Origin of the sequence: Parvularcula marina (assembly GCF_003399445.1) — a bacterium.
Classification (GTDB): Bacteria; Pseudomonadota; Alphaproteobacteria; order Caulobacterales; family Parvularculaceae; genus Parvularcula; species Parvularcula marina.
Genome location: NZ_QUQO01000001.1, coordinates 1,666,737 through 1,692,506, shown reverse-complemented (window position 1 = coordinate 1,692,506; position 25,770 = coordinate 1,666,737). Strand labels below are relative to the sequence as shown.

Annotated in this window: 22 protein-coding genes; 10 read left to right on the top strand and 12 right to left on the bottom strand. The window is 59.7% G+C overall.

The features are described 5' to 3' along the window. Nucleotides 1-28: 28 nt before the first annotated feature. Both rlmN and DX908_RS08060 read right to left on the bottom strand, forming a co-directional pair. On the bottom strand, nt 29-1,180 hold the full coding sequence (gene rlmN, locus DX908_RS08065; RefSeq protein ID WP_116391846.1) for a dual-specificity RNA methyltransferase RlmN: 1,152 nt from the start codon (nt 1,178-1,180) through the stop codon (nt 29-31). A 64-nt stretch (nt 1,181-1,244) separates the two neighbouring features. Further along, nucleotides 1,245-2,417 carry an acyltransferase family protein gene (locus tag DX908_RS08060; protein WP_116393029.1) on the bottom strand — a complete coding sequence of 391 codons (1,173 nt, stop codon included), beginning with the start codon at nt 2,415-2,417 and terminating at the stop codon, nt 1,245-1,247. Nucleotides 2,418-2,579: 162 nt separating this feature from the next. Between DX908_RS08060 and DX908_RS08055 the strand changes: the two genes are divergently transcribed. Next, nucleotides 2,580-3,443 (top strand): LytTR family DNA-binding domain-containing protein, encoded by an 864-nt coding sequence (locus DX908_RS08055; RefSeq protein WP_158548592.1) that lies wholly within the window; start codon nt 2,580-2,582, stop codon nt 3,441-3,443. Here DX908_RS08055 and DX908_RS08050 read toward each other — a convergent pair. Continuing rightward, entirely contained in the window at nt 3,433-3,639 is a 207-nt protein-coding gene (locus DX908_RS08050; protein WP_116391844.1) for a helix-turn-helix domain-containing protein, read from the bottom strand. The two genes, DX908_RS08055 and DX908_RS08050, sit on opposite strands and share 11 nt — an antisense overlap. 346 nt (nt 3,640-3,985) lie before the next feature. On the opposite strand from DX908_RS08050, the gene rdgB reads away from it, so the two are divergent. After that, nucleotides 3,986-4,612, top strand: coding sequence for an RdgB/HAM1 family non-canonical purine NTP pyrophosphatase (gene rdgB / locus DX908_RS08045; RefSeq protein ID WP_116391843.1), 627 nt, complete (start codon nt 3,986-3,988; stop codon nt 4,610-4,612). Then, a complete protein-coding gene (gene hemW / locus DX908_RS08040; protein ID WP_116391842.1) occupies nt 4,609-5,742 on the top strand; it encodes a radical SAM family heme chaperone HemW in 1,134 nt (377 codons plus the stop codon). Before rdgB ends, hemW begins: the two co-directional genes overlap by 4 nt. Here the strand turns inward: hemW and DX908_RS08035 are convergent. From DX908_RS08035 to rsmI, 5 genes are all read right to left on the bottom strand, one after another. After that, nucleotides 5,737-7,626 (bottom strand): response regulator, encoded by a 1,890-nt coding sequence (locus DX908_RS08035; protein WP_116391841.1) that lies wholly within the window; start codon nt 7,624-7,626, stop codon nt 5,737-5,739. The genes hemW and DX908_RS08035 overlap by 6 nt on opposite strands. Nucleotides 7,627-7,707: 81 nt before the next feature. Then, nucleotides 7,708-9,261: a YifB family Mg chelatase-like AAA ATPase gene (locus DX908_RS08030; RefSeq protein ID WP_116391840.1), complete on the bottom strand. Its 1,554-nt coding sequence runs from the start codon at nt 9,259-9,261 to the stop codon at nt 7,708-7,710. A 73-nt stretch (nt 9,262-9,334) separates the two neighbouring features. Next, a complete protein-coding gene (locus DX908_RS08025) occupies nt 9,335-9,877 on the bottom strand; it encodes a BON domain-containing protein (RefSeq protein ID WP_158548590.1) in 543 nt (180 codons plus the stop codon). A 72-nt stretch (nt 9,878-9,949) separates the two neighbouring features. Next, complete coding sequence (locus DX908_RS08020; protein WP_116391838.1) at nt 9,950-10,351, bottom strand: YraN family protein; 402 nt, start codon at nt 10,349-10,351, stop codon at nt 9,950-9,952. Beyond that, nucleotides 10,330-11,166 carry a 16S rRNA (cytidine(1402)-2'-O)-methyltransferase gene (gene rsmI / locus DX908_RS08015; RefSeq protein ID WP_116393028.1) on the bottom strand — a complete coding sequence of 279 codons (837 nt, stop codon included), beginning with the start codon at nt 11,164-11,166 and terminating at the stop codon, nt 10,330-10,332. Before rsmI ends, DX908_RS08020 begins: the two co-directional genes overlap by 22 nt. A gap of 136 nt (nt 11,167-11,302) precedes the next feature. On the opposite strand from rsmI, the gene DX908_RS08010 reads away from it, so the two are divergent. Together DX908_RS08010 and DX908_RS08005 are read left to right on the top strand one after the other, a co-directional pair. After that, nucleotides 11,303-12,706: a penicillin-binding protein activator gene (locus DX908_RS08010; RefSeq protein WP_116391837.1), complete on the top strand. Its 1,404-nt coding sequence runs from the start codon at nt 11,303-11,305 to the stop codon at nt 12,704-12,706. Nucleotides 12,707-12,787: 81 nt separating this feature from the next. Next, nucleotides 12,788-13,369, top strand: coding sequence for a DUF1134 domain-containing protein (locus DX908_RS08005; protein ID WP_116391836.1), 582 nt, complete (start codon nt 12,788-12,790; stop codon nt 13,367-13,369). Nucleotides 13,370-13,429: 60 nt separating this feature from the next. Here DX908_RS08005 and DX908_RS08000 read toward each other — a convergent pair whose 3' ends face one another. After that, nucleotides 13,430-15,637 (bottom strand): TonB-dependent receptor, encoded by a 2,208-nt coding sequence (locus DX908_RS08000; protein ID WP_116391835.1) that lies wholly within the window; start codon nt 15,635-15,637, stop codon nt 13,430-13,432. A 155-nt stretch (nt 15,638-15,792) separates the two neighbouring features. Here DX908_RS08000 and DX908_RS07995 point away from each other — a divergent pair, with 155 nt between their 5' ends. Further along, complete coding sequence (locus DX908_RS07995; protein ID WP_147303756.1) at nt 15,793-16,113, top strand: hypothetical protein; 321 nt, start codon at nt 15,793-15,795, stop codon at nt 16,111-16,113. 78 nt (nt 16,114-16,191) lie between these two features. Here DX908_RS07995 and pnp read toward each other — a convergent pair whose 3' ends face one another. Further along, nucleotides 16,192-18,315, bottom strand: coding sequence for a polyribonucleotide nucleotidyltransferase (pnp, locus tag DX908_RS07990; RefSeq protein ID WP_116391833.1), 2,124 nt, complete (start codon nt 18,313-18,315; stop codon nt 16,192-16,194). Between the two features lie 201 nt (nt 18,316-18,516). On the opposite strand from pnp, the gene trhA reads away from it, so the two are divergent. Then, nucleotides 18,517-19,212 carry a PAQR family membrane homeostasis protein TrhA gene (trhA, locus tag DX908_RS07985; protein WP_116391832.1) on the top strand — a complete coding sequence of 232 codons (696 nt, stop codon included), beginning with the start codon at nt 18,517-18,519 and terminating at the stop codon, nt 19,210-19,212. On the opposite strand, the gene DX908_RS07980 is transcribed toward trhA, so the two are convergent. Beyond that, nucleotides 19,213-20,727, bottom strand: coding sequence for a hypothetical protein (locus DX908_RS07980; RefSeq protein ID WP_116391831.1), 1,515 nt, complete (start codon nt 20,725-20,727; stop codon nt 19,213-19,215). A gap of 110 nt (nt 20,728-20,837) precedes the next feature. Between DX908_RS07980 and gshB the strand changes: the two genes are divergently transcribed. Next, entirely contained in the window at nt 20,838-21,785 is a 948-nt protein-coding gene (gene gshB, locus DX908_RS07975; protein ID WP_116391830.1) for a glutathione synthase, read from the top strand. Between the two features lie 9 nt (nt 21,786-21,794). Then, nucleotides 21,795-23,861 (top strand): acyltransferase family protein, encoded by a 2,067-nt coding sequence (locus tag DX908_RS07970; RefSeq protein ID WP_116391829.1) that lies wholly within the window; start codon nt 21,795-21,797, stop codon nt 23,859-23,861. Here DX908_RS07970 and DX908_RS07965 read toward each other — a convergent pair. Then, nucleotides 23,848-24,231: a hypothetical protein gene (locus tag DX908_RS07965; protein WP_158548588.1), complete on the bottom strand. Its 384-nt coding sequence runs from the start codon at nt 24,229-24,231 to the stop codon at nt 23,848-23,850. The two genes, DX908_RS07970 and DX908_RS07965, sit on opposite strands and share 14 nt — an antisense overlap. A gap of 74 nt (nt 24,232-24,305) precedes the next feature. Between DX908_RS07965 and DX908_RS07960 the strand changes: the two genes are divergently transcribed. Next, nucleotides 24,306-25,760: an alanine/glycine:cation symporter family protein gene (locus tag DX908_RS07960; protein WP_116391827.1), complete on the top strand. Its 1,455-nt coding sequence runs from the start codon at nt 24,306-24,308 to the stop codon at nt 25,758-25,760. Nucleotides 25,761-25,770: the final 10 nt, after the last annotated feature.

Sequence of the window (25,770 nt, the reverse complement as noted above, 5' to 3'; positions counted from 1 at the left end):
ATGGTTAAACTTTGACGAATCCGGAAGCTTATGCCGCAGGATTGGATGCGGACTTGCGACGATCCGAAGCGCGTTGCTTGATGCTTTCCGATTTTAGCTGTCCGCAGGCCGCCGAAATGTCCCGGCCGCGCGGCGTGCGGATCGGAGAGGCATAGCCGGCAGCATTCACAATATCGGCAAATTCCTCGATCCGTTCCCATGAGGAGCAGGCGTATGGGCTGCCCGGCCATGGATTGAAGGGGATCAAATTAATCTTCGCCGGGATGCCGCGGAGCAGGCGGACCAACTCCTTCGCTTCCGCATCGCTGTCATTCACCCCGTCGAGCATCACATATTCAAAGGTAATGCGCTTAGAATTCGACGTGCCTGGATAGGCGCGGCAGGCATCGAGAAGTTCCTTGAGCGGCCACTTTTTGTTGATCGGGACCAGCTCGTTGCGAAGCTCGTCATTGGTCGCATGAAGAGAGATCGCGAGCATGGCATCGGTGCGCTCGCCCAGTACCTGCATTTCGCTGACGACGCCGGACGTCGACACCGTGATCCGGCGGCGCGAGATCGAGATTCCTTCATTGTCGGAGATGATGTCGATGGCGCGGGCAACGTGGTCGAGATTATAAAGCGGCTCACCCATCCCCATAAAGACGATGTTGGAAAGCTTGCGGTCATCGCGGCTGGAGGGCCACTCCTCGATATCGTCCTTGCAGACGAGCACCTGCGCGACGATTTCTTCAGCCGTCAGATTACGGACGAGCGCCTGCGTGCCTGTATGGCAGAAGGTACAGTTGAGGGTGCAGCCGACCTGGCTTGAGACGCAAAGGGCGCCTGCGCGACCGACGCCAGGAATGTAGACCGCCTCCGCCTCAATGCCCGGGGCAAAGCGGATGAGATATTTCCGTGTGCCGTCCGAGGAGACCTGCCGTTCTGTGATCTCCGGTCGGGCGAGGGAGTAGGTCTCTTTCAGCCGGGACCGCATGTCCTTTGCGATATTGGTCATATCGTCAAAAGAGCGGGCGCCATGGCCATAGACCCACTGCCAGACCTGGCTTGCGCGCATTTTCGCGGGCTTGGGCTCAAGCCCCAGATCCTCGGCGAGGCGCGCGCGCAGGCCCTCCCGGTCGAGGCCAAAGAGCGAAGGGCGCGTCGCGGGTTTTTCGGGCGCAAGATCGAGCAGTGTGGTCACCGCGGCAGTCTACCTTATTCAAGCAAGCCGCGCACATAGCGATCCGGACGACGTTTGTGAACGCTTAACGCTGCCGGATTCCAAAGGCGATGCGTAAGCCCGGGATGCGCCGGAAGATCTCGAAGGAGAGAACACACCCGGCAATCGTAATACCGACCACCAGAATAGGCTCAAGGACTGGGCCGAGCGCAAAAATCTCGGTCAGCAGATACCCCGCCGTGACGGTGATCGACTGGTGGACGATGTAATAGCAAAAGACGGCGGCGTTGAGATATCTCAAGGCGGGCGAGGAGCGGTTGAGGAATCTCTGGGCGAGACCCAGAAGGCTGATGATCACTGTCCATGCGTATAGAACTGTCAGCGCAGGCTCGCTGAGGGCGATCGGCTTGCCGAAAACGGTGCCTTCGACGCTCGGCCAATAGGCTTCCATCAGACCGCCAAAGACCCAGAGCCCTACTGCCGTTGCCAGCGCATAGGGCCAGCTCCGCGCAATGCCGCACCAGAAGCCGGGGTTCTTTGCCGCGAAATAGCCGAGCAGGAAGACTGTCAGTCGGTGGGCGTGATTGGCCCAGTCACCAATGAGGGCATGCGTCGTTGGGAAGCGAGGGGACAGGAGATACTCATAAGCGATGAAAGGGAGCGCGATCAGAAAGATGAGGCGCGCTGGATGCGATGCGATCCAGCCAAGTCCCTGCCCGATCGGCCCCCATGCGAGCCGTCGGAGGAGCGGCATCAGCGGGACGAGCAGCAGGATATAGACGAAGAGATAGACGACATACCAAAGGTGGTTCCAGGTCGGGGTGATCACGCCCCAATCGGGATCACCACTGAGATAGCGCGGATAAAAATCGAGGATACCGGCCTCGATCTGCCCCGACTGTCTAAGCTGGAAATAGGTCTGCGGCATGACGATCAACAGCATGCCGAAGACGATCGGCACTCCCAACCTGAACGCGCGAGAGCCCGCGAAACTGGCAGGCGAGGAAGCCTTGTCGCTGGCAAAGCGGACGGCGACGCCGGAAATGAAAAAGAGGAGCGCGAGCCGCCACGGATTGACGGCCGACATCAGGGGCTCGATCAGCGGGCCGGCATAGGCGCTTTTCACATGCCAGCCCCACGTCACGTAGAACATGCCGCTGTGATAGAGGATCAGGAGGCCAAAGGCGATGACGCGCAGCCAGTCGAGGTCGTAACGGCGATTGTCGATAGAGCCGTCCTTAGGGGTAAGACTCATCATCAGCATGCTCCCTTATGCGTTTCCGGCTGGATCGCGCGGATGGCGCGCCGTGCCGAGCGCCAAGGGATTTGCGGCATGGATTTTCGCGTGAATGCCGCCAATATTCGCAGCCTCAGGGACAAGCGGCGGACATGAGGGATGATCGGCAGGCTCATAAAAGCGATGAAACGGCCGAGTGAGGAGGCGGGCGATCCTAGGGCCATCGACCGGCGGGCCGACTGGTCCGCTTTTCTGTGGTTTGCGATCTTTGGCATCGCCGGTCAGATAATCGCGGTCTGGTCTTACGCGACCGAACTTGATCGCGCTGGGGACGGCTCTCCGGTGTCCAGGGTCATGCTCTGGGAATTCTCGAGTATCTTCGTGATCCTGGCATTATTCCCGCTGGTGAGGTGGATCGTCTCTCAGGCGACACCGGGGCAGCATGACTGGAAACGCCTGGTGCTGTTTCATGTGCTCGGCGTGATCGTCTATTCAGGTCTTCACATATTTTTCTTCGTGATCTTACGGAAAATCGGTCACGCGCTCTTCTGGGGCGAGCACTATATTTTCACCGACAACCCCTTGCGGGAGCTGACGTACGAATTCCGCAAGGATGTGATGACCTATGCGCTGATCGTCGTCTTTATCGTCCTTGCGCGGCAGTTCGAACAGATGCGCGCGGACCTTGCGACGGCCCGGCGGGATGCGGCGGCGACCCGGCAGCTGAGTGTGAAAAGCGGTGGGCGGACTCTCTATGTCACAATCGAGGATATCCTGACGGCCAACTCCTCGGGCAATTATGTCGAGCTGAAAACATCTGTCCGGACAGTGACAATACGGACCACGCTGTCTGCGCTATCCGATCAGGTCGCGGCGGCTGGTGGTGAGGCTGTGCGGGTACATCGCTCATGGCTCGTCAATCCGAAAGCTATGGTCGAGCTAAAGCCTACGGGATCAGGCGATGCCGTGGCGGTCATGCAGAATGGGGATGAAGTGCCGGTCAGCCGGCGGTTTCGCGACAGGCTTGAAGCCCCCGCTACTCCTTGATGAATTCGAGAATATCGCCGGGCTGGCAGTCGAGCGCTTCACAGATCGCCTCAAGCGTCGAGAAGCGCACGGCCTTTGCCTTGCCGGTTTTCAGGATCGACAGATTGGCGATGGTCACGCCGACCTTGTCGGAAAGCTCGGTCAGCGACATGCGTCTGTCGAGCAACATCCTGTCGAGCTTTACATTGATCGTCATTGCCCGATCGTCATCCTGACCAAGTTGTTTACGGAGCCCATTGGCGGGTGTGCACCCCCGCCTGAGCGTGAATATAGGCCAGATTGAGGGCATTCGTGCCCTAAACGCAACATCCATGGCACTATGAAGTTACTCTCAAGCGCCGATGGACAGGGGCGCGAGCGCTGCAAGAACGCCCACACCGACGGTGACAACCATGCCGACGGCAACGATCGACATAAATACCGACGCGAAACGTGAGCTGGACATGAGTTTTTTCTCCCTTCAGGTGCGATGACGACCCTGCGTCGCCATCATGTTATTCAATATGGGTTTGCCGAATAACAATACAAGTGAGGAGCCTGTCATGACAGAAAAGAAATTGGTTCAGGCCGTTCTGAGGGAGGGCGGATTGCTGCTTGCGAGCCATAACAAAGGCAAGCTGAGAGAGCTTGAGGCAGCGTTCCGTGGGGATGATATTGATATCCTGTCGGCGATCGACAAGGCCCTCCCCGAACCAGAAGAGACGGAAAACACGTTTTCCGGCAACGCACGGCTGAAGGCATTGGCGGCGGCCGGGCTAACGCTAGGCGCGGTGCTGGCCGATGATTCAGGTCTTGCCATCGATGCGTTGGGCGGGGCGCCCGGCATCTATTCGGCCAGATGGGCAGGGCCGGATCGGGATTATGACATGGCTTTCTCCCGGATCATGAAGGAGCTTGGCGGCGATGAAGCGGCGATGGGCGCGCGCGCGGCCTTTGTCTGTGTCCTTGTCCTGATCCTGCCGGGCGGAGAGGAGCTGGTCGCGGAGGGCCGCGTCGAGGGGCGTCTGACCTTCCCGCCGCGCGGAGTAGCCGGCTTTGGCTATGATCCGATCTTCATTCCCGATGGAGAAGAAAGGACATTCGGTGAAATGACGCCGGCGGAGAAGGCGGGCTATTCCCATCGCGCAAAAGCGCTGGCGGCTCTGCGGGCGGAGCTTGGCCTGTCGTGAGTTTAGAGACCGGGCTTTATATCCATTGGCCGTTCTGTTCCCGGATCTGTCCCTATTGCGATTTCACAATCACCCGCAGCCGCGATGAAGATTTTGCGCGCTGGGTCGCTGAATATGTCTTAGATCTAGAGAAGTTCCGGGAACGGATGGGGTCAAGGCAGCTCGCCAGCATCTATTTCGGCGGCGGCACGCCTTCTCTTCTGCCCGCGTCTGCGGTCGGGCAATTGATAGAGGCGGCGGATCGACTCTTCGGTCTGGCACCTGCGGCGGAGATCACGCTTGAAGCCAATCCGACGGATGCGGAGATATCGCATTTTGCCGGTTTCCGGTCCGCCGGGATCAATCGGCTGTCCCTTGGCGTCCAGTCTTTTGACGATGCGCAGCTTTCGTTTCTCGGGCGCAACCATGGCGAGGCGGAGGCGCGCCGGGCGGTTGATGTCGCCGCCAGTACATTTGAGGCGTATACGCTCGATTTTATCTATGCCCTGCCGGATGAAGATCTTGTGGCATGGGAGATGCGGCTGAGCGATATTCTGGCGGTCGGGGCGCCGCATCTGTCGCTTTATCAGCTGACGGTGGAACCCGAGACTGCTTTTGCAAAAGCCGTCGGGCGCGGTGATTGGCACCCCATGCCGGATGAGCGGGCCGCCGGGCTCTATGCGATGACGCAATCGATGACGGCATCGGCGGGGTGTCCGGGATATGAGATTTCAAACCATGCCCGCCCGGGGGCGGAGGCCAAACACAATAGCCTTTATTGGCGAGGCGCTGACTGGATCGGGATCGGCCCCGGCTCGCATGGGCGTCTGACACTTGAGGTAGGGCGCTCTGCGATCGCGGGCAGGCCCACGATTCGTGAATGGCTGGGTATGCCGCACCAGGAGCGGTATGATGAAGAGCAGCTTGATGAAGAAGCCCAGCTCATCGAGCTCCTTGCGGGCGGGTTACGCCAGGTAGCGGGGCTCGATCTGAATCTCTTGAAGGAAGAGCAGAAGGCGTCCGTCTTGTCCGTCACGGGCGCGCTACTCGACGATGGCATGGTGCAGCAGGAGAGCCATCGCCTGATGATCCCGGAGGATCACAGGCTGATCACGGATTATATTATCAGCAGGCTGGTTGGCGCCTTATGATGCGGCGGCGTCTTCGCGGCGATCTTCTGCGTCACCAGATGTCCATTTGATCAGCATATTGAGCAGCTCCTGCGGCTCGAACGGCTTGGAGACAAAGTCGTCCATACCGGCATCGAAGCATTCCTGACGATCCGCTGCCATGGCATTGGCGGTCAGGGCGATGATCGGCAAGGTCGCACCGGAATCACGGAGGCGGCGGGTGGCCTCGAGGCCATCCATTTCTGGCATGCGCATATCCATCAGCACAAGGTCATATGGCGCCAGTGCGAAGGTGTCGAGCGCCTCGCGGCCATTCGCGGCCACATCGACATGGTGGCCGGCGCGTTTGAGGATCGCCTGGGCGAGGACCGAGTTGATCTGATTGTCTTCGGCGAGAAGGACGCGGAGCCTGTTCGGGGTAGAGGGCATGGGATTGACCTCCGTCGTGTCCAACCGCTGCGGACGGCTGGTAATGGACTGGCTTGTAGTCCGGGAAAGGCGTTCGGCAAGGCTCGACTGCCGGATCGGTTTGATCAGATAGCCATCGAAACCCGCCTGACGGAATGCATCGAGGCGGCCACGGGCCAGCGGCGAGAGGAGCACGATTGAATGCGGGGACGCGCCTGCGAGTTTCGGGCCGTCGGTCGCGGCGATCGAAAGATCGCAGAAAAGTGTGGCAGACGGATTTCTCGACAAATGATCGAGGGCGTCAGCGGCTGTGTCAGCAAATAGGACCTTGCCGACCCCGATCGCTTCAAGTTGCAGGCCGAGAATGTGCTTGAGGAAGGGTTGGTTCGTTGCGACGACGACAGTCACATCATCATGAGGCGGAAGATCGTCGATGGTCTTGCTCTTCTCGGCGTTGAGGAAAATCTCAAAGCCGAAAATGCTGCCCTTGCCGGTTTCGCTTTCGACAGAGATCGTGCCGCCCATGGCGTTCACGATCTGCTGGGCGATGGTCAGGCCGAGGCCGGTGCCCTCATGCTTGCGGGCGCTGCCGCTGTCGCCTTGCGAGAATTCTTCAAATATCGAAGTGATATGCTCCTGCGAAATCCCGATGCCTGTATCGCGAATATCGAATTTGAGCCGCATCGAGCCCGGTTTCTCCGCAGGAGACGCGCGCAGCTCGAGGGAAATCCCGCCGCTTTCGGTGAATTTGACGCCATTGCCGGCAAGGTTGAGGAGCACCTGACGCAGGCGGCCTTCATCCCCGTAAAGACGTTTGGGGACATCCGGTGCGACATAGGCCGCGATCTCAAGGCCTTTTTCTGCCGCGCGCGGAGACAGAAGCTCGGTCACCCCCTGCAGAAGGTTGGCGGGATCAAACCAGTGCTCTTCAAGGTCGAGACGTCCCGCTTCGATTTTTGAATAGTCGAGAATATCGTTGATGAGACCGAGAAGGGCGGTGCCGGACTGGCGCACAGCCTCGGCATAGGTCCGCTGGTTGCTATCAAGCTCCGTGTCCAGAAGAAGCCCGTTCATCCCCAGAATGCCATTGAGCGGCGTGCGCATCTCATGGCTCATGGTTGCTAGGAAGCGCATCTTGGACTGGCTGGCATCCGCGGCGGAGCGGGCGAGTTCGCGCAAGGTCGCATAAGACCGGCGGTCGCTCGTGACATCCTTGCCGATAAGCAGAATCTCGCCGTCGGAGAATTGCGACGGGCTCCATTCGACAAGCCGGCTCTGATTGCGGATCTGCATCGCCGTCGTGAAGTGGTTCGACTTCGCCGTCGGCCCCTGAACGAGACGGGTGTCGATCGGCAGGTCTGTCGGCGAGAAGGGATCCCCCTCGGACAGGGAGGTCGTGTCGCGCAAGGCAGCATTGAGGAACCGGATCCGGTTCTCGTCATCAATCAGAATGGCGAAAAGGGCGATCCGATCTAGGACCGCATTGGGCGGTGACATAGCTGCTCCGGGCTTTTGTCGAACCGGCGAGACCTTCTGCTAAAAATTTGAACAAAAGGTGCATGAAATACGGATAGTGCGTCAGCCTGCATGGCGAGGCAGGGCGGATTCTCCGGTCGGTGCTGAGAGGCCGTCACGTTGCCGGAAGCTGATCGCTTCGGCGATGTGCCGCCGGACGACCCCGTCATTGCCGTCAAGATCGGCAAGCGTCCGGGCAACCCGCAGGATGCGGGCATAGGCGCGGGCCGACAGGTTGAGCTGTTCGCAGGCGCGGGTGAGCAGCGCCTGACCATCGGCATCGGGGCTGGCCTGGGTATCAAGCGCGGTTTCGCTGAGCCTTGCATTGAGCGCCGGTACGCCCGCTTCGGCGGAACGAGCGAGCTGGATCTCCCTTGCCTTGATGACGCGGGCCGCGACCTCGGCACTTGTCTCACCTGTCGCAGGCGCGGTGAGGTCGAGCGCCGCAACCGGCTGGGTCTCAATCGTCAGATCGATCCGGTCGAGGAAGGGCCCGGAGATCCGCGCCTGATAGGTGGCTTCGCAGTTAGGACCGCGGCCGCAAGCGCGGCCCGAAGCTTTACCATATCCGCAGCGGCAGGGGTTCATGGCGGCGACCAACTGGAATTCCGCTGGATAGCGGACATGGGCATTGGCCCGGGCAATCCGAACATCCCCTGTCTCGAGCGGCTGGCGCAGACTGTCGAGAACAGGGGCGGAGAATTCAGGCAGCTCATCAAGGAAAAGAACCCCGCGATGCGCGAGGGAGGCTTCGCCGGGCAAAGCGCGGACGCCCCCGCCAACCATCGCGGCCATAGAGGCCGAATGATGCGGCGCCCGGAACGGACGGTCAGGCGACAGGGCGCCATCCTTGATATGCCCGGCAACCGACTGGATCATCGAGACATCCAGCATTTCGCGCGGCGATAGCGGCGGAAGGATACCAGGCAGGCGCGCGGCCAGCATCGATTTGCCGGACCCCGGCGGGCCGACGAGCAGCAGATTATGTCCCCCGGCGGCGGCGATTTCGAGCGCGCGCTTGGCCGTCTCCTGTCCCTTGACCTCGCGCAGGTCAGGCGCGGCGCGTGAAGGGATCAGCTCGCCGGGTTTGGGCGGCGCCAGAACGCTGGTGCCTTTGAAATGGTTTGCCAGCTGAATAAGGCTCTCGGGCGCGATGATCCCGGCATCTTCTCCGGCCCAGGCGGCCTCCGCTCCGCTGGCAGCCGGGCAGATCAGCCCCAGTCCTTCGGATTGGGCGGCAATGGCCGCAGGCAGGGCGCCTGTCACGCCGGCGAGCGTGCCATCGAGATTGAGCTCTCCGATCACGGCATAGCCATCGACGGCATCTTTGGGGATCGCCCCAATCTCCGCCATCAGCGCGAGCGCGATGGGCAGGTCGAAATGGCTGCCTTCTTTACGTAAGTCAGCAGGGGAGAGATTGACGGTGATCCGCTTGGGCGGGACGCCCAGCCCGATGGCGGCAAAGGCCGACCAGATCCGCTCGCGCGCTTCGGAGACGGATTTGTCCGCTAGGCCGACGATGAAGAATTTCGGATTGCCGCCCGTGACCTGGGCTTGAACGGAAACCGGCCGGGCCTCGACACCTTCATAGGCAAAGGTCGTGACTGTCGCGACCATGGCCGGCCTCCCCTCATGCTCTCTCCACGAGGGGTTGTTTTAGCGAATAACTAGAACATTACAAGAACAAATATCAGGTCTTTGAGCGGCGCGGATCGGCGACGAAAACGACATGCGGAACAATGTCTTTGACCCCGTCAATGACGCGGGCCTGTCCGAGCACGCGGTCGAGCTCCGCCGGCCCCTGCGCCACGCCGAGCAGGTAGATCACGCCATTGGAAACCGAGAACTGGTAATTGTCGCGATAAATACCGTTATCGGCTTTCAGCGCCCAGCCGAATTTCTGGTCGATCAAGGCGTCTTTCGTCCCCTGACCGAACGCCGTCCGGGGGCCAACGACCACTTCGTTGATGACTTCATCGACCCCTGCCATCGAGCGGGCCTTCATCGAGAGATCGCGGCGGGCATCTACCGACCGAGCGGTACCCGAGAGAAGGACGCGGCGCTCGAAGATGGTGATGTCGATGTCGGAGGTGTCGTAATTGGTATCCCGGAAGAGGGCATCTTTCAGCGCCAGATCGAGGCTCGTATCCGCCACACCGGATTCAAGGCTGCGATTGGTGACGCAGGCCGAAAGCAGGAGGGCGAGGCTTAAGAGCAGGAGACGGGCTGGCATGTCGATGGTCCTCATTAACCAAGAATGTGTGTCGCGCCCAAAATAGGCATGAGCATGGCACCGGAAAAGGGCTCAGAAGAGCGCAGCAGGATCGCGTGAGTCGGGGGCGGGACGGAAGGCATCTTTGTGATGTCTGGGCCACAGGCCCGCAACAGTAATCAGGTCATAGCGGATGGTATCTGGCGAGAGCTCTGGATGGCGCGACAGGAATATGACCGCCGCCGCTGCAATCCTTTTCTCTCCAGTGGGGGTGATGGCAATGGCCGCTTCTTCGTGGCTGGGCCGGGCCTTGACCTCGACGAAAGCGAGCGTGGCCCCGCGCCTAGCGACCAGATCGATCTCTCCCTTGCCAGAGCGGAAACGACGGGCAAGGATCGAATATCCCTTCGCACGTAAGAGGAGTTCGGCAAGCCATTCGGCTCGCCGTCCGGCCCGTTCACGGGCGGCGCGGCTTACCGTGTCCGGCCGAGCCATGCCTGATAAAGATCCCGTTTGCGGCGCCCGGTTTTCTTGGCCACCTCTTCGGAGGCGTCTTTGAGGGATAGCGTCTTGAGCGCCTCTTCCATCAACCGGTCGATGTCTTCCTCTGTGGGCTGAGGGGCAGCAGCAGGCGGCAGCACGACGACGATCTCGCCTTTCGGGGGCTGGCTCTCATAGATGTCAGCAAGGCTTGCCGCTGTGCCAGGCACGACTTCCTCATGCAGCTTGGTCAGCTCTCTGGCGATCAGGACGGGCCGGTCGCCCATCACCTCCGTCACGTCACGGAGCATTTTTGAAAGGCGCGGACCGGTTTCATAAAAGACGAGCGTTTCCTCGCGCATCATGACCTCCCGCAGGAGGCTTTGACGTGCGCCCTGTTTGGCAGGGGCAAAGCCGAGAAAGGAGAAGCGGTCGGTCGGTACCCCGGCAATCGAAAGCGCGGCAATCGCGGCGCATGGTCCGGGGACGGTGTAAACCTGAATACCTTGCTCGCGCGCTTCGGCAACCAGCTTGTAGCCGGGATCAGAAATCAGCGGTGTGCCGGCATCGGAAATCAGCGCGATCCGCGCGCCATCTTTCAGCGCGGCCAGAATGCCGGGCCGGACCTGCGGGCCGTTATGATCGTGATAAGGGCGCAGCTTTGCGGTGATGCCGAGCGCCTGCATCAACCTGCCGGAAATCCGCGTGTCCTCGCACAGCACTTCATCGGCGGCGGCCAGCGTATCGGCCAGCCGCTTCGTGACATCGCCAAGATTGCCGATCGGGGTTGCGGCCACATAAAGGCCGGGCGCGAGGGAGAAATCTGTCATATCGGCCTTTCTGTGATCGCCATCCGGCGGGCCGGTCAACGTCTCTGGCCACAATCATTTCACATATCTGCCCTCTTCAGGCGATTGAGACCTGTTAACGCCTCCCCTAAGGTGTACGGGGATATCCGACACTTTGATGGAAGACGCGCTCATGGTTCTTACTTTCCGCCGCCATTTCCGAATGCTCACTGCCGTCCTGATCGGCTCTATGGCGCTTGCCGCCTGCGAAACGACCGGGCCGTCGAGCTATCCAGACCGGACGGCGGAACAGCAGCGCCCTGACCTGCCGGAGATCCGCGAAGAGGAATTCGTGACGGTCCCGCAGGCGGACCGGAATGATGAGCTGGTGCGGGTCGCAATCCTGCTGCCCTTCACCAACCCGTCGGAGAATATCGAGGCGGCGGCGGCATCCATGCTGAAAGCGGCGCAGATGGTTGCCTTTGAAAGCGACAACAAACGCTATCTGTTGATCCCGAAAGACACCCAAGGCACCGAAGAGGGTGCCCGCTACATGGCTGAAGAAGCCATTCGCGAAGGCGCGGAGATCATTCTCGGCCCGCTCTTCTCCGAATCGGTGGCGGCCGTCTCGGATGTGGCCCGCCCCTATAATATTCCGGTCATCGCCTTCTCTTCCGACTCTGAAGTCGCCGGGAATGGGGTCTATCTCTTGAGCTTCCCGCCCGAGGCGGAAATCTCCCGCGTCACCCAATATGCGCTGCAGCAGGGCTATGCCCGGTTCGGCCTGATGGCGCCTTATTCAGAATTCGGTGACCGCGTCGCCCGGTCCTTCTCGACCGAGGTCTATAATCGCGGCGGCAATATCGTGCATACGGAGCGTTACGAGCGCTCCGCTGACAAGATGATCGAGCCGGCGCGGCGCATGGCGCAATTTGCCGATGACGAATTTGTGCCGTCTTACGTGACGCCGCGTGTCATGAACGCCAATTCAAATCTGGCAGCAGGCGCGAGCAGCATCATCAACGGGGATGACCCTTTCCGCGCGCCGGAGGACGAGCGCGGCACGGGCGTGATCGTCAATGGTGATCTCTCGCAAGGCGGCTATCAGGCGGTGCTGCTGCCGGAGCAGGGCCGTCTTCTTCGCGCGCTGGCGCCGCTCTTCCCCTATTACAATGTGAATGTGCGGCAGGTGAAACTGCTCGGCCTGTCGGCCTGGAACAACCCGCTGCTGACCCGTGAACCGGCGCTCAATGGTGGCTGGTTCGCCGCGCCCGACCCCTCGCTCGCCGAAGGCTTCAAGCGCCGTTATGAGCGCGCTTATGGCGAACGTCCGGCCCGTCTTGCCTCGCTCGCTTATGATGCCGCGCTTCTGACAGCTCGTCTCTCGCAACTGCCGCCGGAGACGCGGTTCTCGGTCGATACGATTGCTAACCCGAATGGCTATCTCGGCGCGGACGGCCTCTTCCGCCTGCGTTCGGACGGTATGGTCGAGCGTGGCCTCGCCATTCTTGAAATCCGTCCATCGGGTATCGAAGTTATTGATCCGGCTCCGCGCAGCTTTGTTGAGCAGGTCGGATTTTAAGTAACGCTTTCGCCCCCGTTTTCTGCGGGAACAAATCAGTTGAGACCGGCGTTTACAGGTCTTGAACTTGGATGGTGACTTATGACCCGGATTTTGGCTGCCCTTAGCCTCCTCTTTCTGGCCTCGGCCTGCATGTCCCCGCGCTCGGGACAGAACGCGCCGCCTCCGCCGCCGCCCAATAGCGACTTCTCCGAATCCGGTGCCGTCAACGCGATTGAGGATTGGCTCGGCGTGTCGGCAGAAACCGCCGGGACGCTCGTTGAGCGGACCTTTGCCGATCTTGGGGAGCCGATTGGCTATATTTATGGCGAAGAAGCCTCCGGCGCGATTGGCGCAGGGCTTCGCTATGGCTCGGGCTATCTTGTGATGCGCAATGGCTATCAGATGCCGGTTTACTGGCAGGGCCCGTCAATCGGCTGGGATCTCGGGGCTAACGCGTCGAAAACCTTCACACTTGTCTATGGTCTTCAGAACCCGGATCGCCTGATCCAGCGCTTCCCCGGTGTTGAAGGCACGGCCTATCTCGTTGGCGGTGTGGGTGCCAATTATCAGCGTGCAGAGAATATCACCCTTGTGCCGATGCGCGCAGGCGTTGGGGCCCGGCTGGGCGCGAATATCGGTTATCTTGCTTATTCGCGGGAGCCGCGGGTCGTCCCGTTCTGATCTTTTGAAAGATGAAGATGTGAAAAGCCCCGGTATTCGCCGGGGCTTTTTTTGTGGGGGCTAGAAATCGAGGCTTGCCTCAACGCCCCATGAGCGAGGGGCACTGCGGAAGGTGTTATAGCCGATAAAGCCGTAGCCGGAGACGGCATAATCCTCATCAAGAAGATTGCGCCCGAAGAGGCCGATGGTCAGCTTCTTACTCGGCAAACGGTACGCGGCTGTGGCATCAAGGATCGTATATCCATCCTGCGACCGTGCGGTAAGACCTTCCGCATCGAGATAGAACTCGCTGCGGTATTTCGCATGTCCGCCGAGGATCAACGTCCCGCCATTATCGAGGGGCATTGTGTAGGTCCCTGAAAGTGTCGCTGAGACCTCGGGTGCGAAGGGCAGGGGATTGCCGTCAAAGGTGTCGGCATTGCCGGTCGGCACAGCCTCCGTCCCCTGATGGATATCCGTCTCGAGCAGAACGAGCCCTGCCCGCAGATCGAGTGCTGGGCTGGGTTGCCAGTCGAGATTCAGCTCAGCGCCATAGCTTGTTGCCTCATCAAGGTTGGAAAGCGAGTTCGAGGTGATGACATCGCCATTGGGCTGAGTGAAATTGACGAAGATCCGCGCCTGTGGGTCGGCATAATCCTGATAGAAGATCGCCGCATTCAGGAAGGCTGTTTGCCCCAGCGGAGATTTGAACCCGGCTTCATAAGCGGTGACTGTTTCTGCCCCGAAGAGACCCTCATCCGCGAAATGGGTGGCGTTGTTCTGGACTTCGCCATTAAAGCCGCCCGATTTATAGCCGCTGGAAATCGCAAGATAGGCCGTACCCGTCCCGATCTGGCGGGAGAGTGCAGCATTACCGGTAAACCGCGTGTCCTCAATGACATTGCTGCCCATGGCCGGGCCGAGTCCATCGCGATTGTTAAAACCGCGCGTGCCATCATCGAAGATGTGGATGCCGAAACCTTCGCCTTCGATCCGCTCCCATGTGAGGCGTCCGCCCAGGGTCAGGGTGGTGAGTGCCCCAAGCGCAATCTCATTATGGGTGAAGAGAGCTGCGGTATCGCGAGCCTGTTCGATCCGTGTCAGGAGGGAAAGGGGCGTGCCGGGAGAGGCAGGTGTTGGTCCGACCCGGCCGGGCGCGCCCACATAGGGGCAGGAGCCAAGCAGAGTCTCAGGGTCAAGATCGCCGCACCAGATCAGATAGTCCTGATCAAAATCATCGGTCGAGGCCGTCACACCGATCATCACGCGATGATCGCCAAATTGCCGCTGGCCGCGGACCTCCTGACTTAATTGCCAGAACTCGCGGTCATAGGAGAGATTGGCGTTGAGGTTCGGATTGCCAAAAGGTGCAGGAGCACCATCGAAATCAAACCCGTAATTCTGGTCATAGGCTTCATAGGCAGTCAGGGAGAATATCTCCCACTCGCCATGTTGACCGGTTACCTCAAGCGAGCTACCCCAGAATGAGCTGTCCGTATCCTGAATGCCGTCAGGGCCAATCGAGATTTCATGATCGCCGATATCGAGGCTGTCATTGCGCGGGGCGGCGTTGATGCCGCTATCCTGTTCCCAATGCGCGCGGATCAGCGTGTCCCAGCCTGTCGCGCCTTCGACCAGAAGACTGCCGCGCAGGCCGTATTCCTCGCGCTTACCTGCATCATCCGGGGCCGGAACGCCCGCATCCGTGATGACATTATCAAGGACGGCATCGCGGCGCAGCAAGCGTCCGGCCAGCCGGCCATGGATGCGGTCAGAGAAAGAGGCGCCGATAGCGCCGGCACTATCGATCAGCCCGAAATTGCCGAGCGCAAGCCTGAGATAGCCTGACTGGTCCGCTGACGGACGGACGGTCTCGAAATTCACCGCACCGGAGGAGGCATTGCGGCCATAAAGCGTGCCTTGCGGGCCTTTGAGGACTTCCGCGCGGTCGATGTCATAAAGAAGAAAGCCCGTCTGGACGTTGGTCGCCATGAAGACGCCATCGACATAGACAGCTGCGGCCGTGGGGGTCAGCGCCTGATGATCGACTGCACCGATGCCGCGGATCTGGAAGGCAACCTGCGTGCCGTTGGCGACCGCGGCCTCAACGCCTGCGAGGCGCTCGCTGATTTCTTCTGCTGCATTAAGAGGGGCAAGCCCGCCGGGCTCATCTGCAGACAATACATCCACACTCATGGGCAGTTCGCTGAGCGGTGCGTCTAGCTTGGTGCCAGTTACGGTGATGATGTCGTCGGCCAAAAGCATGCCGAGTGCAGCGAAGGCAATCATGTTTCCTCATTTGTTTTTGGATGACGCATAGGGGGCGACTACTCACCTGCCAAGGCGGAGCAATTGATCGGGGCGCATTTTTTGTAACTTCTGCGCCTGCGTCACGAACAGGAAAGCGGGAAACAAATGTGAGGAGCACCCCCATGTCGAAACGAATGCTGACTGCCGTCACGGTTACATTGTTGTCTATTCCGACGGTTCTTGCCGCTCAGGAAATGATGGAAGATGGGATGAAAGAGAAGCCTCAGGCTGAAGACTGCAAGCCTGCAGACAAGATGAAAGAGGGCATGGCGGATGATTCCATGATGGCCGATGACGCCATGATGAAAGAGGAATCCATGGCCGAGGGCGACGCCATGAAGGACTCCATGGAAGATGAGTCGATGAAAAAAGACGCGATGAAGAAAGACTGCATGGCGTTAGAAAACATGGAGATGAAAGATGCTCCAAAGATGAAAGAAAAGATGGACCACTGACGGTTAGCTGGCCACAAAAAAAGGCCGGCACCTTGCGGGGCCGGCCTTCATTTTAACCTCAATCAGGTTGTGTAAGGATTATTCGTCGCCGTCTTTGGCGATTTCCTTACCGGTCTCCTGATCGACGACCTTCATCGACAGGCGAACCTTGCCGCGGTCATCAAAGCCGAGAAGCTTGACGAAAACCTCGTCGCCTTCATTGACGACGTCGGTGGTTTTCTCCGGACGGCCGTCATTCAGCTGGCTGATGTGAACAAGGCCGTCGCGGGCGCCGAAGAAGTTGACGAATGCGCCAAAGTCGACGGTCTTGACGACCTTGCCTTTGTAGACTTCGCCGACTTCCGGTTCGTCTGTGATCGACTTGATCCATTTGACGGCCGCATCGATCGACGCGCCGTCAGATGATGCGACTTTGATCGTGCCGTCGTCTTCGACATTCACTTTCGCGCCTGTCTTCTCGACGATCTCGCGGATGACCTTGCCGCCCGAGCCGATGACGTCCCGGATCTTGTCGACCGGGATTTTCAGCGTTTCGATGCGCGGCGCGAACTCGCCGACTTCGCCGCGGGAAGCGGAAAGCGCCTTGTTCATCTCGCCAAGGATGTGCATCCGGCCGTCTTTGGCCTGACCAAGGGCGACCTGCATGATCTCCTCTGTGATGCCGGCAACCTTGATGTCCATCTGCAGCGAGGTGACGCCTTCGGACGTACCCGCCACTTTAAAGTCCATATCGCCCAGGTGATCTTCATCACCCAGAATATCGGACAGGACAGCGAATTTCTCGCCTTCAAGGATGAGGCCCATGGCGATCCCGGCGACAGCGCGCTTGATCGGCACACCGGCGTCCATCATGGCCAGCGAAGAGCCGCAGACCGTTGCCATTGAGGAGGAGCCGTTCGACTCGGTGATCTCCGAGACAAGGCGGATGACGTAAGGGAATTCTTCCTCAGCCGGAAGAACAGCCTGAAGCGCCCGCCAGGCCAGCTTGCCGTGGCCGATTTCGCGGCGGCCAGGAGAGCCGACGCGGCCCGTCTCACCAACCGAGAAAGGCGGGAAGTTATAGTGCAGCAGGAACTTTGCCTTATACGTCCCTTCAAGCGCGTCGATGAACTGCTCGTCATCGGCGGTGCCCAGTGTCGAGACGACGATGGCTTGCGTTTCCCCGCGGGTGAAGAGTGCGGAGCCGTGCGTGCGCGGCAGGATGCCGACTTCTGAGACGATCGGACGGACGGTTTTCGTGTCACGGCCGTCGATCCGGTTGCCCGTCTCGATGATATCATTACGGACGATATCGCTCTCGATTTCTTTCAGGAGCGTGCCGAGGACGATGCCGTCAATCGGGTCAGCCACATCTTCGCCGATGAAAGTCTCTTTCGCCTTTTGTTTGGCGGCATTGATCTTTTCCTGGCGGTTCTGTTTGACCGTTTCCTGATAGGCAGCGCGGAGGTCAGCTTCGACCAGTTCACGGACGCGCGGCGCGATATCCGAATAATCCGCAGGCACATAATCCCACGGCTCTTTTGCGCATTCTTCGGCAAATGAGATGATGTGATCGATCATCTGGCGTGACGCCTCATGACCTTTCATCACGGCGCCGAGCATGATTTCTTCGGAGAGTTCTTCAGCCTGCGATTCAACCATCATGACGGCGTCTTGCGTGCCGGCCATGACGAGATCGAGTTCCGTGCCCTCAAGATCGGCGAGGGTCGGGTTGATCATGAATTCGCCGTCCTTGTAACCGACGCGAGCAGCGCCGATCGGGCCCATGAAGGGGACGCCGGAAATAGTCAGGGCGGCAGAGGCCGCGATCATCGCAACGATATCCGGATCGTTTTCAAGATCGTGGCTCATCACGGTACAGATGACTTGAACTTCGTTCTTGAAGCCTGGCGCAAACAGCGGCCGGATCGGCCGGTCGATGAGGCGCGAGGTCAGGGTTTCCTTTTCGGAAGGACGCCCTTCGCGTTTGAAAAAGCCGCCCGGAATACGGCCGGCGGCATAGGTTTTTTCCTGGTAGTTCACGGTCAGCGGGAAGAAGTCCTGCCCCGGTTTCTGCTCTCTCTGAGCCACGACGGTGGCGAGAACGGTGGTCTCACCATAGGTGGCGAGAACGGCGCCATCGGCCTGGCGCGCAATGCGCCCGCTTTCGAGCGTGAGGGGCCGACCGGCCCATTCGGTTGTTTTTTTGGTGATTGTGAACATTCTTATCGTTCGTCTTTCGTGATCGCCGCCGGCCGAATTGCCGCTCGCGGCCTATATCGTCAGTCTTTTCTGATCGATGGCGGGGCTTGTGGGGCAAGCCAACGCCAGATGCAACCGAGTGTCATCAGCCGTGATTGGTCAGGGCATGATTTTTGCGACGAGTGCCTTAGCTCTGCCGTCTTTACAGCGTAAGGATACGTTATGGTCCTACCAAAACGAGCCGCTGAAGCCCATGACGTGCACACCGCCCTTGAGGAAGTGCTGCATGCGGTGACGCATGGCGTCGGCATTATCCTCGCGATCATTGCGCTGGTCTTTTTGATCCTGAAGGCAGTGGCCGTTGGTTCTGGTGCGGCGGGCATTACCGCGGTCAGCATTTATGGCGGCTGCGCGATATTCCTATATATCGCCTCGACCGTTTATCACGCCTGTTTCAAGCTGTCGGTGCAGCCGTTCCTTGAGGTGATCGACCATGCGGCGATCTATCTAAAGATTGCAGGCTCCTACACGCCGTTTGCGCTCATCACCTTGCCGGATATGACGGGGAAGGTGATCCTCGCCGTGGTCTGGTCCGTGGCGGCAATTGGGGTTGCGATGAAATTCGTCGTCCACTTCTTTGCGGGGCTCAAGAAATATGACTGGCTGTCGCTGGCCTCTTATATCGGCATGGGGTGGATCGCGATTTTCATCGTGCACCAGCTGATCCAGAACATGGCGCTGTCCGGCTTCATCTGGCTGGTCGCAGGCGGGCTCTGCTTTACCGTGGGCGCGGTCTTTTATGCGTGGAAGTCACGCGCCTTCACGCACACGATTTTCCACTGTTTCGTACTCGCGGGCAGCATCTGCCATTTCATCGCGATTTACGGCTTTGTGCTGAATGAGCGGGCGGCTGCCTGATCAGCCGCCCATCTGCATGAAGGCAAAGGCGGCCACTGCCACCACAATCCCGCCAATCAGGAGCATCGCCGTCCGGCCGCGCGCGGTCGTCGCGGTTTTCGGGCGGATGGTTTCCTTGATCATCGGTTGGATGGCCGGGAAATCGGCAAGCCGCCGATAATTGGTCATCCGCGTGATCTGGCGCAGAACCGGGCGCATCTCTTCCCAGCGGTCTGCCGGGACATCGATGGCGAAGACAATCGGGTGGCCGGGGCGGCCATCAAGCGTCGTCGTCGTATAAGAGAGCTTTTGTTCTGCAAGCGCCCGAATGACCGGCGAGATGTCCTTCACGCCATTGCCGACCGTGTCGCATTTATAAAGACAGCGAACATAGGCCGGTACGCCTTCGGGCTGAGGAGCGCCGTTCGGCTTGTCACCGGCAATCGGGTAAAGCGCGCGATGGTCAGCGCCGCCGCCTGATTTCTTCGGGGCTTTGAAGCGCTGGCGAAGTGACGCCATCTCATAGCGCAGTGGATCGATATCCTCTGGCGGAATTGCCGGGATGCCTTTTTGAAGCGCGATGAACGAGGTGCGGATGCGATCCGCACCGGCCATCTCGGCTTCAAGCACGACATAATCGCTGTCATAGGCATAGCCGTCCGGGCTCATCGCCTTGTCGGCGGAGAGGAGGACCGCAATCACGGGCTTGTTGTGATTGGCGCCGCGTGACTTGCTGACCCGTGTGTGGCTGGCGTTAGAGAAATAGGTCTCAACCCGGCGGTTCGGATCAAGGTACTCGCTCGCGACTTCGAGGCCCTTGCGATAGCTGTCTGCTCCATCAGGGATCGTCTGAACTTCGATACCGCGTGCGCGGAAACCCTCAAGGGCTGCCGAGCAATGACGCATGGCATCGGCGGAGGCGAAAATCGTCGTGACCTTGCGCAGATAGCGCTGCTGCTTGTCGCGATTCCACTGGAAGCTCTGCGACGAGCCGGTGCCGGAGAAGCTGTCGGTATAGCCGGACTGCTCGATCTCGTGGATCAGGTCAGCGGGAGCGGCGAGGACGTAATTGCTCTCGGCGACATATTCGCGGATCACCCGGTTCGGCGGGAAATCGATCAGCGCATTCAGCGTATCGCGAGAGAAGCTTTTGTCATTGTCATAAAGCGGCAGGACGCCGACCTGAGCCTGGCCTGCGATCACGGTCGACATGATCGACTCGGCGGAAGTCCGCGGCGAGGTCCACGTCCGATAGGCTTTATCGAGACCCTGATCGGCACGCTGGCGAGGGGCCGGTCCTTCCATCAGGGCAGTATCCCGGCCGCCTGCAGAAAGCCGCATGCCGTAGGATTCAGCTGTAAAACTCGGCGCTCCACCAGCGCGCATGCTGGCTTCGGGTGCTTGTCCCTCAGTCACTTCATGCAGCGGTGCATCAGGCTCTGCCTGATTACGGAACAGGTCCGCAGCGATCTGCTCAGCCACCCACGCGGCGAGTCCGTGACGCTCGTCCTGATAAGCTACGAATTGATTCGCCATAGCCACCATCCCCTCTGGAATTCCGACTTTACCATGGCGGCAGGTTAATGCCAGTGGCGATGCGGTCACGCATTGCCCAAGTATTTGCTGCCCCAAATAGGAGAATTCAGATGTCCGTCCTCAAGATTGCCGTGCAGATGGACCCGATGGAGGCGGTCGACATCAAGGGAGACACGACATTCGCGTTGTCCCTTGAAGCCTTCGCGCGCGGTCACAAACTCTGGACCTATGAAGCGCCGGATCTGCGGCTGGAAGGCGAAAAACTTAGTGTTTCTGCGCGTTCCATCGATAAACTGAGCCGCGATGAAGGCGATCATGTCCGTTTCGGCAGCCGCGAATTACTCGATTTAAGTGAGGTCGACGTCGTGCTGGTGCGGCAGGATCCGCCCTTTGACATGAGCTACATCACGGCCTGTCACCTGCTCGAAAAACTGCCCGAGAGCGTGATGGTGCTCAACGATCCGGCAGAAATTCGGAATGCGCCGGAAAAAATTCTGGTGATGGATTTTCCGGACCTGATGCCCGAAACCCTCATCACCGCCGATGAAAAGGCGATCCGGGCGTTCCGGGAGACCCATCGCGACATCATCATCAAGCCGCTTTACGGCAATGGCGGCGCGGGCGTCTTCCGGGTGAGGCCCGATGACGAGAACCTCGCTTCACTGCTTGAGATGTTCCTTGCCGGGCGGCGTGTGCCGGTGATCGCGCAGAAATATCTCAAAGATGTGAGGAAGGGCGATAAGCGGATCATCCTGCTCGACGGTGAGCCAGTGGGCGCGATCAACCGCGTGCCTGCCGAGGGCGAAGCGCGCTCCAACATGCATGTCGGCGGGGTGGCCGAAGCCATTGAGCTAGATGACCGCGATCGGGAAATCTGTGCACGGATCGGTCCGGTCCTGAAAGAGAAGCGGCTTCTGCTCACCGGCATCGATGTGATCGGCGGCTTTATCACCGAAATCAATGTGACTTCCCCGACTGGCATTCAGGAAGTCAAACGCTTTGGCGGCGCGGATATCGCGGTCATGTTCTGGGACTGGGTGGAGAAGAACCGCACCTGATCAGCCCTTATGAGTTTCTCTCGGCCCCAGCATCTCACCTACCGTCCGCATATTGACGGCTTGCGCGGTTTTGCCGTGTTGCTGGTGCTGCTTTTTCACGCCTTTCCCGATGACGTGCCCGGCGGGTTCATCGGTGTCGATCTCTTCTTTGTGATCTCGGGCTATCTCATCACCCAACTCATCGGGCAGGAGCGGGGCGAGGGCCAGTTTCACTATGGCCGGTTCCTGTTGCGGCGGGTGCGGCGGCTCGCGCCTGCTTTCCTCCTTGTCGGGACGGTGTCGCTGCTCATCGGTATGATCGGCTTCTTGCCAGATCACCTCGCGCGCAATGCCGCGGCCTTCGGCTCGTCGCTGCTCCTCTCCTCCAACTGGTACTTCTTTGCGAGCACGGATTATTTTGCCGCCGATAACTGGACGAACCTCTATCTGCATAACTGGTCGCTGTCGGTGGAGGAGCAATACTACCTCTTCTATCCGCTACTTCTCATGGCACTGCCGGGTAAGTACCTTCGCAAAGGGCTGATCGCCCTCCTCATCCTCGGGCTTGCTGTAGCCGTGGTTTCTGTCTCAATCGCCAGCCCGGAACGGGCGTTTTTTGCGACATGGAACCGGATCTGGGAGCTGCTGCTGGGCTGCGTTCTCGCGGTTTATCGCGAAGAGATCGGCGCCTTTATCCGTTCCCGCCCTATCGCCCTGAAGCTGGTTCAGTGGAGCCTTGTGCCTGGGCTCCTCGTCATCATGGCCTGCGGGGGGCTTATCACAGAGGAGAGCGGCATCCCGGGGGCGATCCTCCTTGTGCCGCTTATCGCGTTTTTGCCTGCATTGCTTGGCCGCGATCTCCTCGGCGATGAGGCGAGGGGCGGCAGCAGGATGCTGCTCGAGAACCAAGGCGCGGTCTATCTCGGGCGGATTTCATACGCGCTTTACCTCTGGCACTGGCCGATCCTGACGCTGGTCCGGCATCTGATTTACGATCCAGAGGACTGGATGATGGCGCTGGCGCTCATCCCGGCCTTCGGGCTGGCAAGCCTCACCTATCATTTCGTCGAACAGCCGATCCGCCAGCGCCGTGTGCTGATCAAGCCTGTTCATCTACTCGGCGGTGTCGCGGCGGTCTGGGTCATGGCGATGTGCCTTGTCGCCGCTGTCCATCTGACAAATGGCCTGCCGGGGCGTATTCCCCCGGAAGTCGCTCCTATTCTCGCGGGGGCGGAAGACAGAGGCGGGGAGGAGCGACGCTGTCCCTATCTTGCTGATGGTGATCCTCTTAAATCTGACCCTCTGTGGACAGAACGCCGATTGTGCTTTCTGGGAGGGGAGGGCAGCCGCGATATCGATATCCTGCTCTGGGGCGATAGCCATGCCGGTGCCATCGTGCCGGGGCTGGCTGCGCTGGCAGAGCGGAGCGGGCTCAACATTGCGGTTATGGACAAGGCGTCCTGTCCGCCCTTGCTTGGACTTGGTTGGACGAGTTTCTCGCGCGATAGTGCGCTTGCTTGCGAAGCGCATAATGAAGCGGCTGCGCGCCTCATTGAGACAGGACGTGTCCCGATGGTTCTGCTGGTTGGTCATTGGGATATTTTCGCGCCCCGGCCTGACGGCAGGCCGGGCTCCAGCATTGCTGTGGGAGGCCCCTTTGCGCATGAAGGGATGCCATCAGCGCGGCTGGAGCAATTCGGCTGGTCCCTTGATTATACGGTAAGGCGTATTGAACCGCATACGGAGCTACGAGTTCTTCTCGATGTGCCGTCTCATCCCCGGCCTGTGCCGGATGCGCTGGCTCGGGCCGCTCTCTGGCCGTTTCTGCCTTCACCTGCTGTTGAAACAAGAGCGCAGGTGGCGGCAAAGCGCCAGTCGTTTCTCTACAGCTTTCAGACACTCGAAGAAGAGGGAGCGCTTACCCTCTATGACCCAGCGGAAATTCTTTGTCCGGAAGATAAATGCCTCACGCAGGATAAAGAAGGGCACCCGCTATATTTTGACGATAATCACCTGTCGGCGACCGGGTCGCGTTATCTGATAGACGCGATGCCGGTCTTCACAGCTCCGGCAGAACCATCATCTATCCGCCGATAAGTCCTAGCTGACGCCACCAGCCGGTGATCGTCTCCCACTGGGTGTAGACAGCCGCATAAAACAAGGTCGCAAGCCCAAGCTCATAAGATGTTGCGACGGCGCGGAACAGGCCCCCCTTTTCCTTTGAGGACTGGATGATCCTGCCGACCGTCAGCCGCCAGATCGTCCGTATAGCAGTCACGATGGCCGTGAAGATAAATCCGAGCACCAGTTTCACGGGATAGGCTGGCCAGGTGTAGAGCCGATAGAGAAACCGTAAGACCGGATTGCTGCCGCTTTGGCTGTTTGACTGCACTTCGCGCATAAGCGCCCCCATTCCCACCGAGAAGAAGGATAATGGCGGGAAGGCCGCCCCGGCAAGGCCGTGCATGCAGTTATGGAACGAAGTGGCTGGTTGCGCGTTACGTCTGGCGGTGCAGAAATAAGAGGAGGGAGCTGTCGCCCATGCTGGCCACACTGAATGATCTGATCTGGAGCAAAATTCTCCTCTTCACCCTTGTCCCCATCGGGCTTTATTTCACGCTTCGCTCCGGCTTCGTTCAGTTTCGCTATTTCGGCCGCATGTTTGGTGTCCTTGCGCAAGGGTTCAGCCACCGAGGCAGTGAGGCGACATCCTTTCAGGCGCTGGCACTGTCCGTGGCCGGACGGGTTGGTGCGGGCAATATTGCCGGTGTGGCGGTTGCGATCACGCTGGGCGGGCCGGGCGCGATCTTCTGGATGTGGCTTGTGGGATTGGTCGGCATGGCGACGAGTTTCTTTGAGTGCTCGCTTGCCCAGCTTTTCAAGACGCGAGAGCCGGACGGCAATTTCCGCGGCGGGCCTGCCTATTATATCGAAAAGGGGTTGAAGCCTCTTTTGGGTGCCGGATCAAAGGGGCTGGCCTATCTCTATTCTTTCCTCCTTCTGCTGACATTCGGGATCGCCTTTATTGTCGTGCAGAGCTTTGCTGTCTCGACCTCTATCGAGGGCGCCTTTGGTGTGCCGAGCATGGCGACGGGCGTTGTCCTTGCCATCCTCATCGGGATCGTCATCCTTGGCGGGGTTTCCCGCATCGCCAGTGTCGTTGAGATCATCGTGCCAGTCATGGCGATCGGATATGTCGGGCTCGTCCTTTTCATCATCGCGACCAATTTGTCCGATGTCCCGGCGGCATTCTCGACGATTTTCCGGCATGCTTTAGGACTGGAGGAAGCGGTTGCGGGCGGTGTCGGGGCGGCCATCCTGCAGGGGATCAGGCGAGGGCTCTTCTCGAATGAGGCGGGGTTGGGCTCTGCGCCCAATGTCGCGGCCATCGCCTATGTTGCCCATCCGGGCCAGCAGGGGATCGTGCAGGCGCTCTCTGTCTTCATCGATACGATCATTCTTTGTACGTGTACGGCGCTGATCATTATCATGTCAGGTGTGCCTCTAGGCGATGCGGCAACGGATGGGGTCATTCTGACCCAGACGGCGCTGGCGGAACATGTCGGCGACTGGGCCGAGATCTTCGTCGCGGTCGCGCTCTTCCTCTTCGTCGTCTCCTCGATCATGTATAATTATTATCTCGGCGAAACGGCGGTCGATTATTTCTTCCAGGACAACAAGGCGGCCTTTTTTGCCTATCGGGTCATCGCCATCGGCTTTGTGCTCGTCGGCGCGATGGTCAATCTGGGGGCGGCCTTCGGCTTTGCGGATGTCACGATGGGGCTTCTCGCGCTGGTGAACCTTTTCGCGCTGGTGCTTCTCTCGCCGATCGCCTTCCGGCTGCTCCGGGATTTCGATGCCGAGTTCAGGGCCAAGCGCGTGCCAGTGCTCGACCCGGAAGCATTCGCTGACCTCGATCTCGATCACGCGGCCTGGCAACTCCATGAGGCAGATGAGGCATGGCTTGAGAAACGGCGGCAGGATCGGCCCGTTTAAGGCTTTCGCT

Coding starts and splice junctions, on each gene's coding strand:
- DX908_RS08060 (WP_116393029.1), bottom strand. CDS start 2,417: ATGATGAGTCTTACCCCTAAGGACGGCTCTATCGACAATCGCCGTTAC.
- DX908_RS08055 (WP_158548592.1), top strand. CDS start 2,580: ATGAAACGGCCGAGTGAGGAGGCGGGCGATCCTAGGGCCATCGACCGG.
- DX908_RS08050 (WP_116391844.1), bottom strand. CDS start 3,639: ATGACGATCAATGTAAAGCTCGACAGGATGTTGCTCGACAGACGCATG.
- rdgB (WP_116391843.1), top strand. CDS start 3,986: ATGACAGAAAAGAAATTGGTTCAGGCCGTTCTGAGGGAGGGCGGATTG.
- DX908_RS08035 (WP_116391841.1), bottom strand. CDS start 7,626: ATGTCACCGCCCAATGCGGTCCTAGATCGGATCGCCCTTTTCGCCATT.
- DX908_RS08030 (WP_116391840.1), bottom strand. CDS start 9,261: ATGGTCGCGACAGTCACGACCTTTGCCTATGAAGGTGTCGAGGCCCGG.
- DX908_RS08025 (WP_158548590.1), bottom strand. CDS start 9,877: ATGCCAGCCCGTCTCCTGCTCTTAAGCCTCGCCCTCCTGCTTTCGGCC.
- DX908_RS08020 (WP_116391838.1), bottom strand. CDS start 10,351: ATGGCTCGGCCGGACACGGTAAGCCGCGCCGCCCGTGAACGGGCCGGA.
- rsmI (WP_116393028.1), bottom strand. CDS start 11,166: ATGACAGATTTCTCCCTCGCGCCCGGCCTTTATGTGGCCGCAACCCCG.
- DX908_RS08010 (WP_116391837.1), top strand. CDS start 11,303: ATGGAAGACGCGCTCATGGTTCTTACTTTCCGCCGCCATTTCCGAATG.
- DX908_RS08005 (WP_116391836.1), top strand. CDS start 12,788: ATGACCCGGATTTTGGCTGCCCTTAGCCTCCTCTTTCTGGCCTCGGCC.
- DX908_RS08000 (WP_116391835.1), bottom strand. CDS start 15,637: ATGATTGCCTTCGCTGCACTCGGCATGCTTTTGGCCGACGACATCATC.
- DX908_RS07995 (WP_147303756.1), top strand. CDS start 15,793: ATGCTGACTGCCGTCACGGTTACATTGTTGTCTATTCCGACGGTTCTT.
- pnp (WP_116391833.1), bottom strand. CDS start 18,315: ATGTTCACAATCACCAAAAAAACAACCGAATGGGCCGGTCGGCCCCTC.
- trhA (WP_116391832.1), top strand. CDS start 18,517: ATGGTCCTACCAAAACGAGCCGCTGAAGCCCATGACGTGCACACCGCC.
- DX908_RS07980 (WP_116391831.1), bottom strand. CDS start 20,727: ATGGCGAATCAATTCGTAGCTTATCAGGACGAGCGTCACGGACTCGCC.
- gshB (WP_116391830.1), top strand. CDS start 20,838: ATGTCCGTCCTCAAGATTGCCGTGCAGATGGACCCGATGGAGGCGGTC.
- DX908_RS07970 (WP_116391829.1), top strand. CDS start 21,795: ATGAGTTTCTCTCGGCCCCAGCATCTCACCTACCGTCCGCATATTGAC.
- DX908_RS07965 (WP_158548588.1), bottom strand. CDS start 24,231: ATGCACGGCCTTGCCGGGGCGGCCTTCCCGCCATTATCCTTCTTCTCG.
- DX908_RS07960 (WP_116391827.1), top strand. CDS start 24,306: ATGCTGGCCACACTGAATGATCTGATCTGGAGCAAAATTCTCCTCTTC.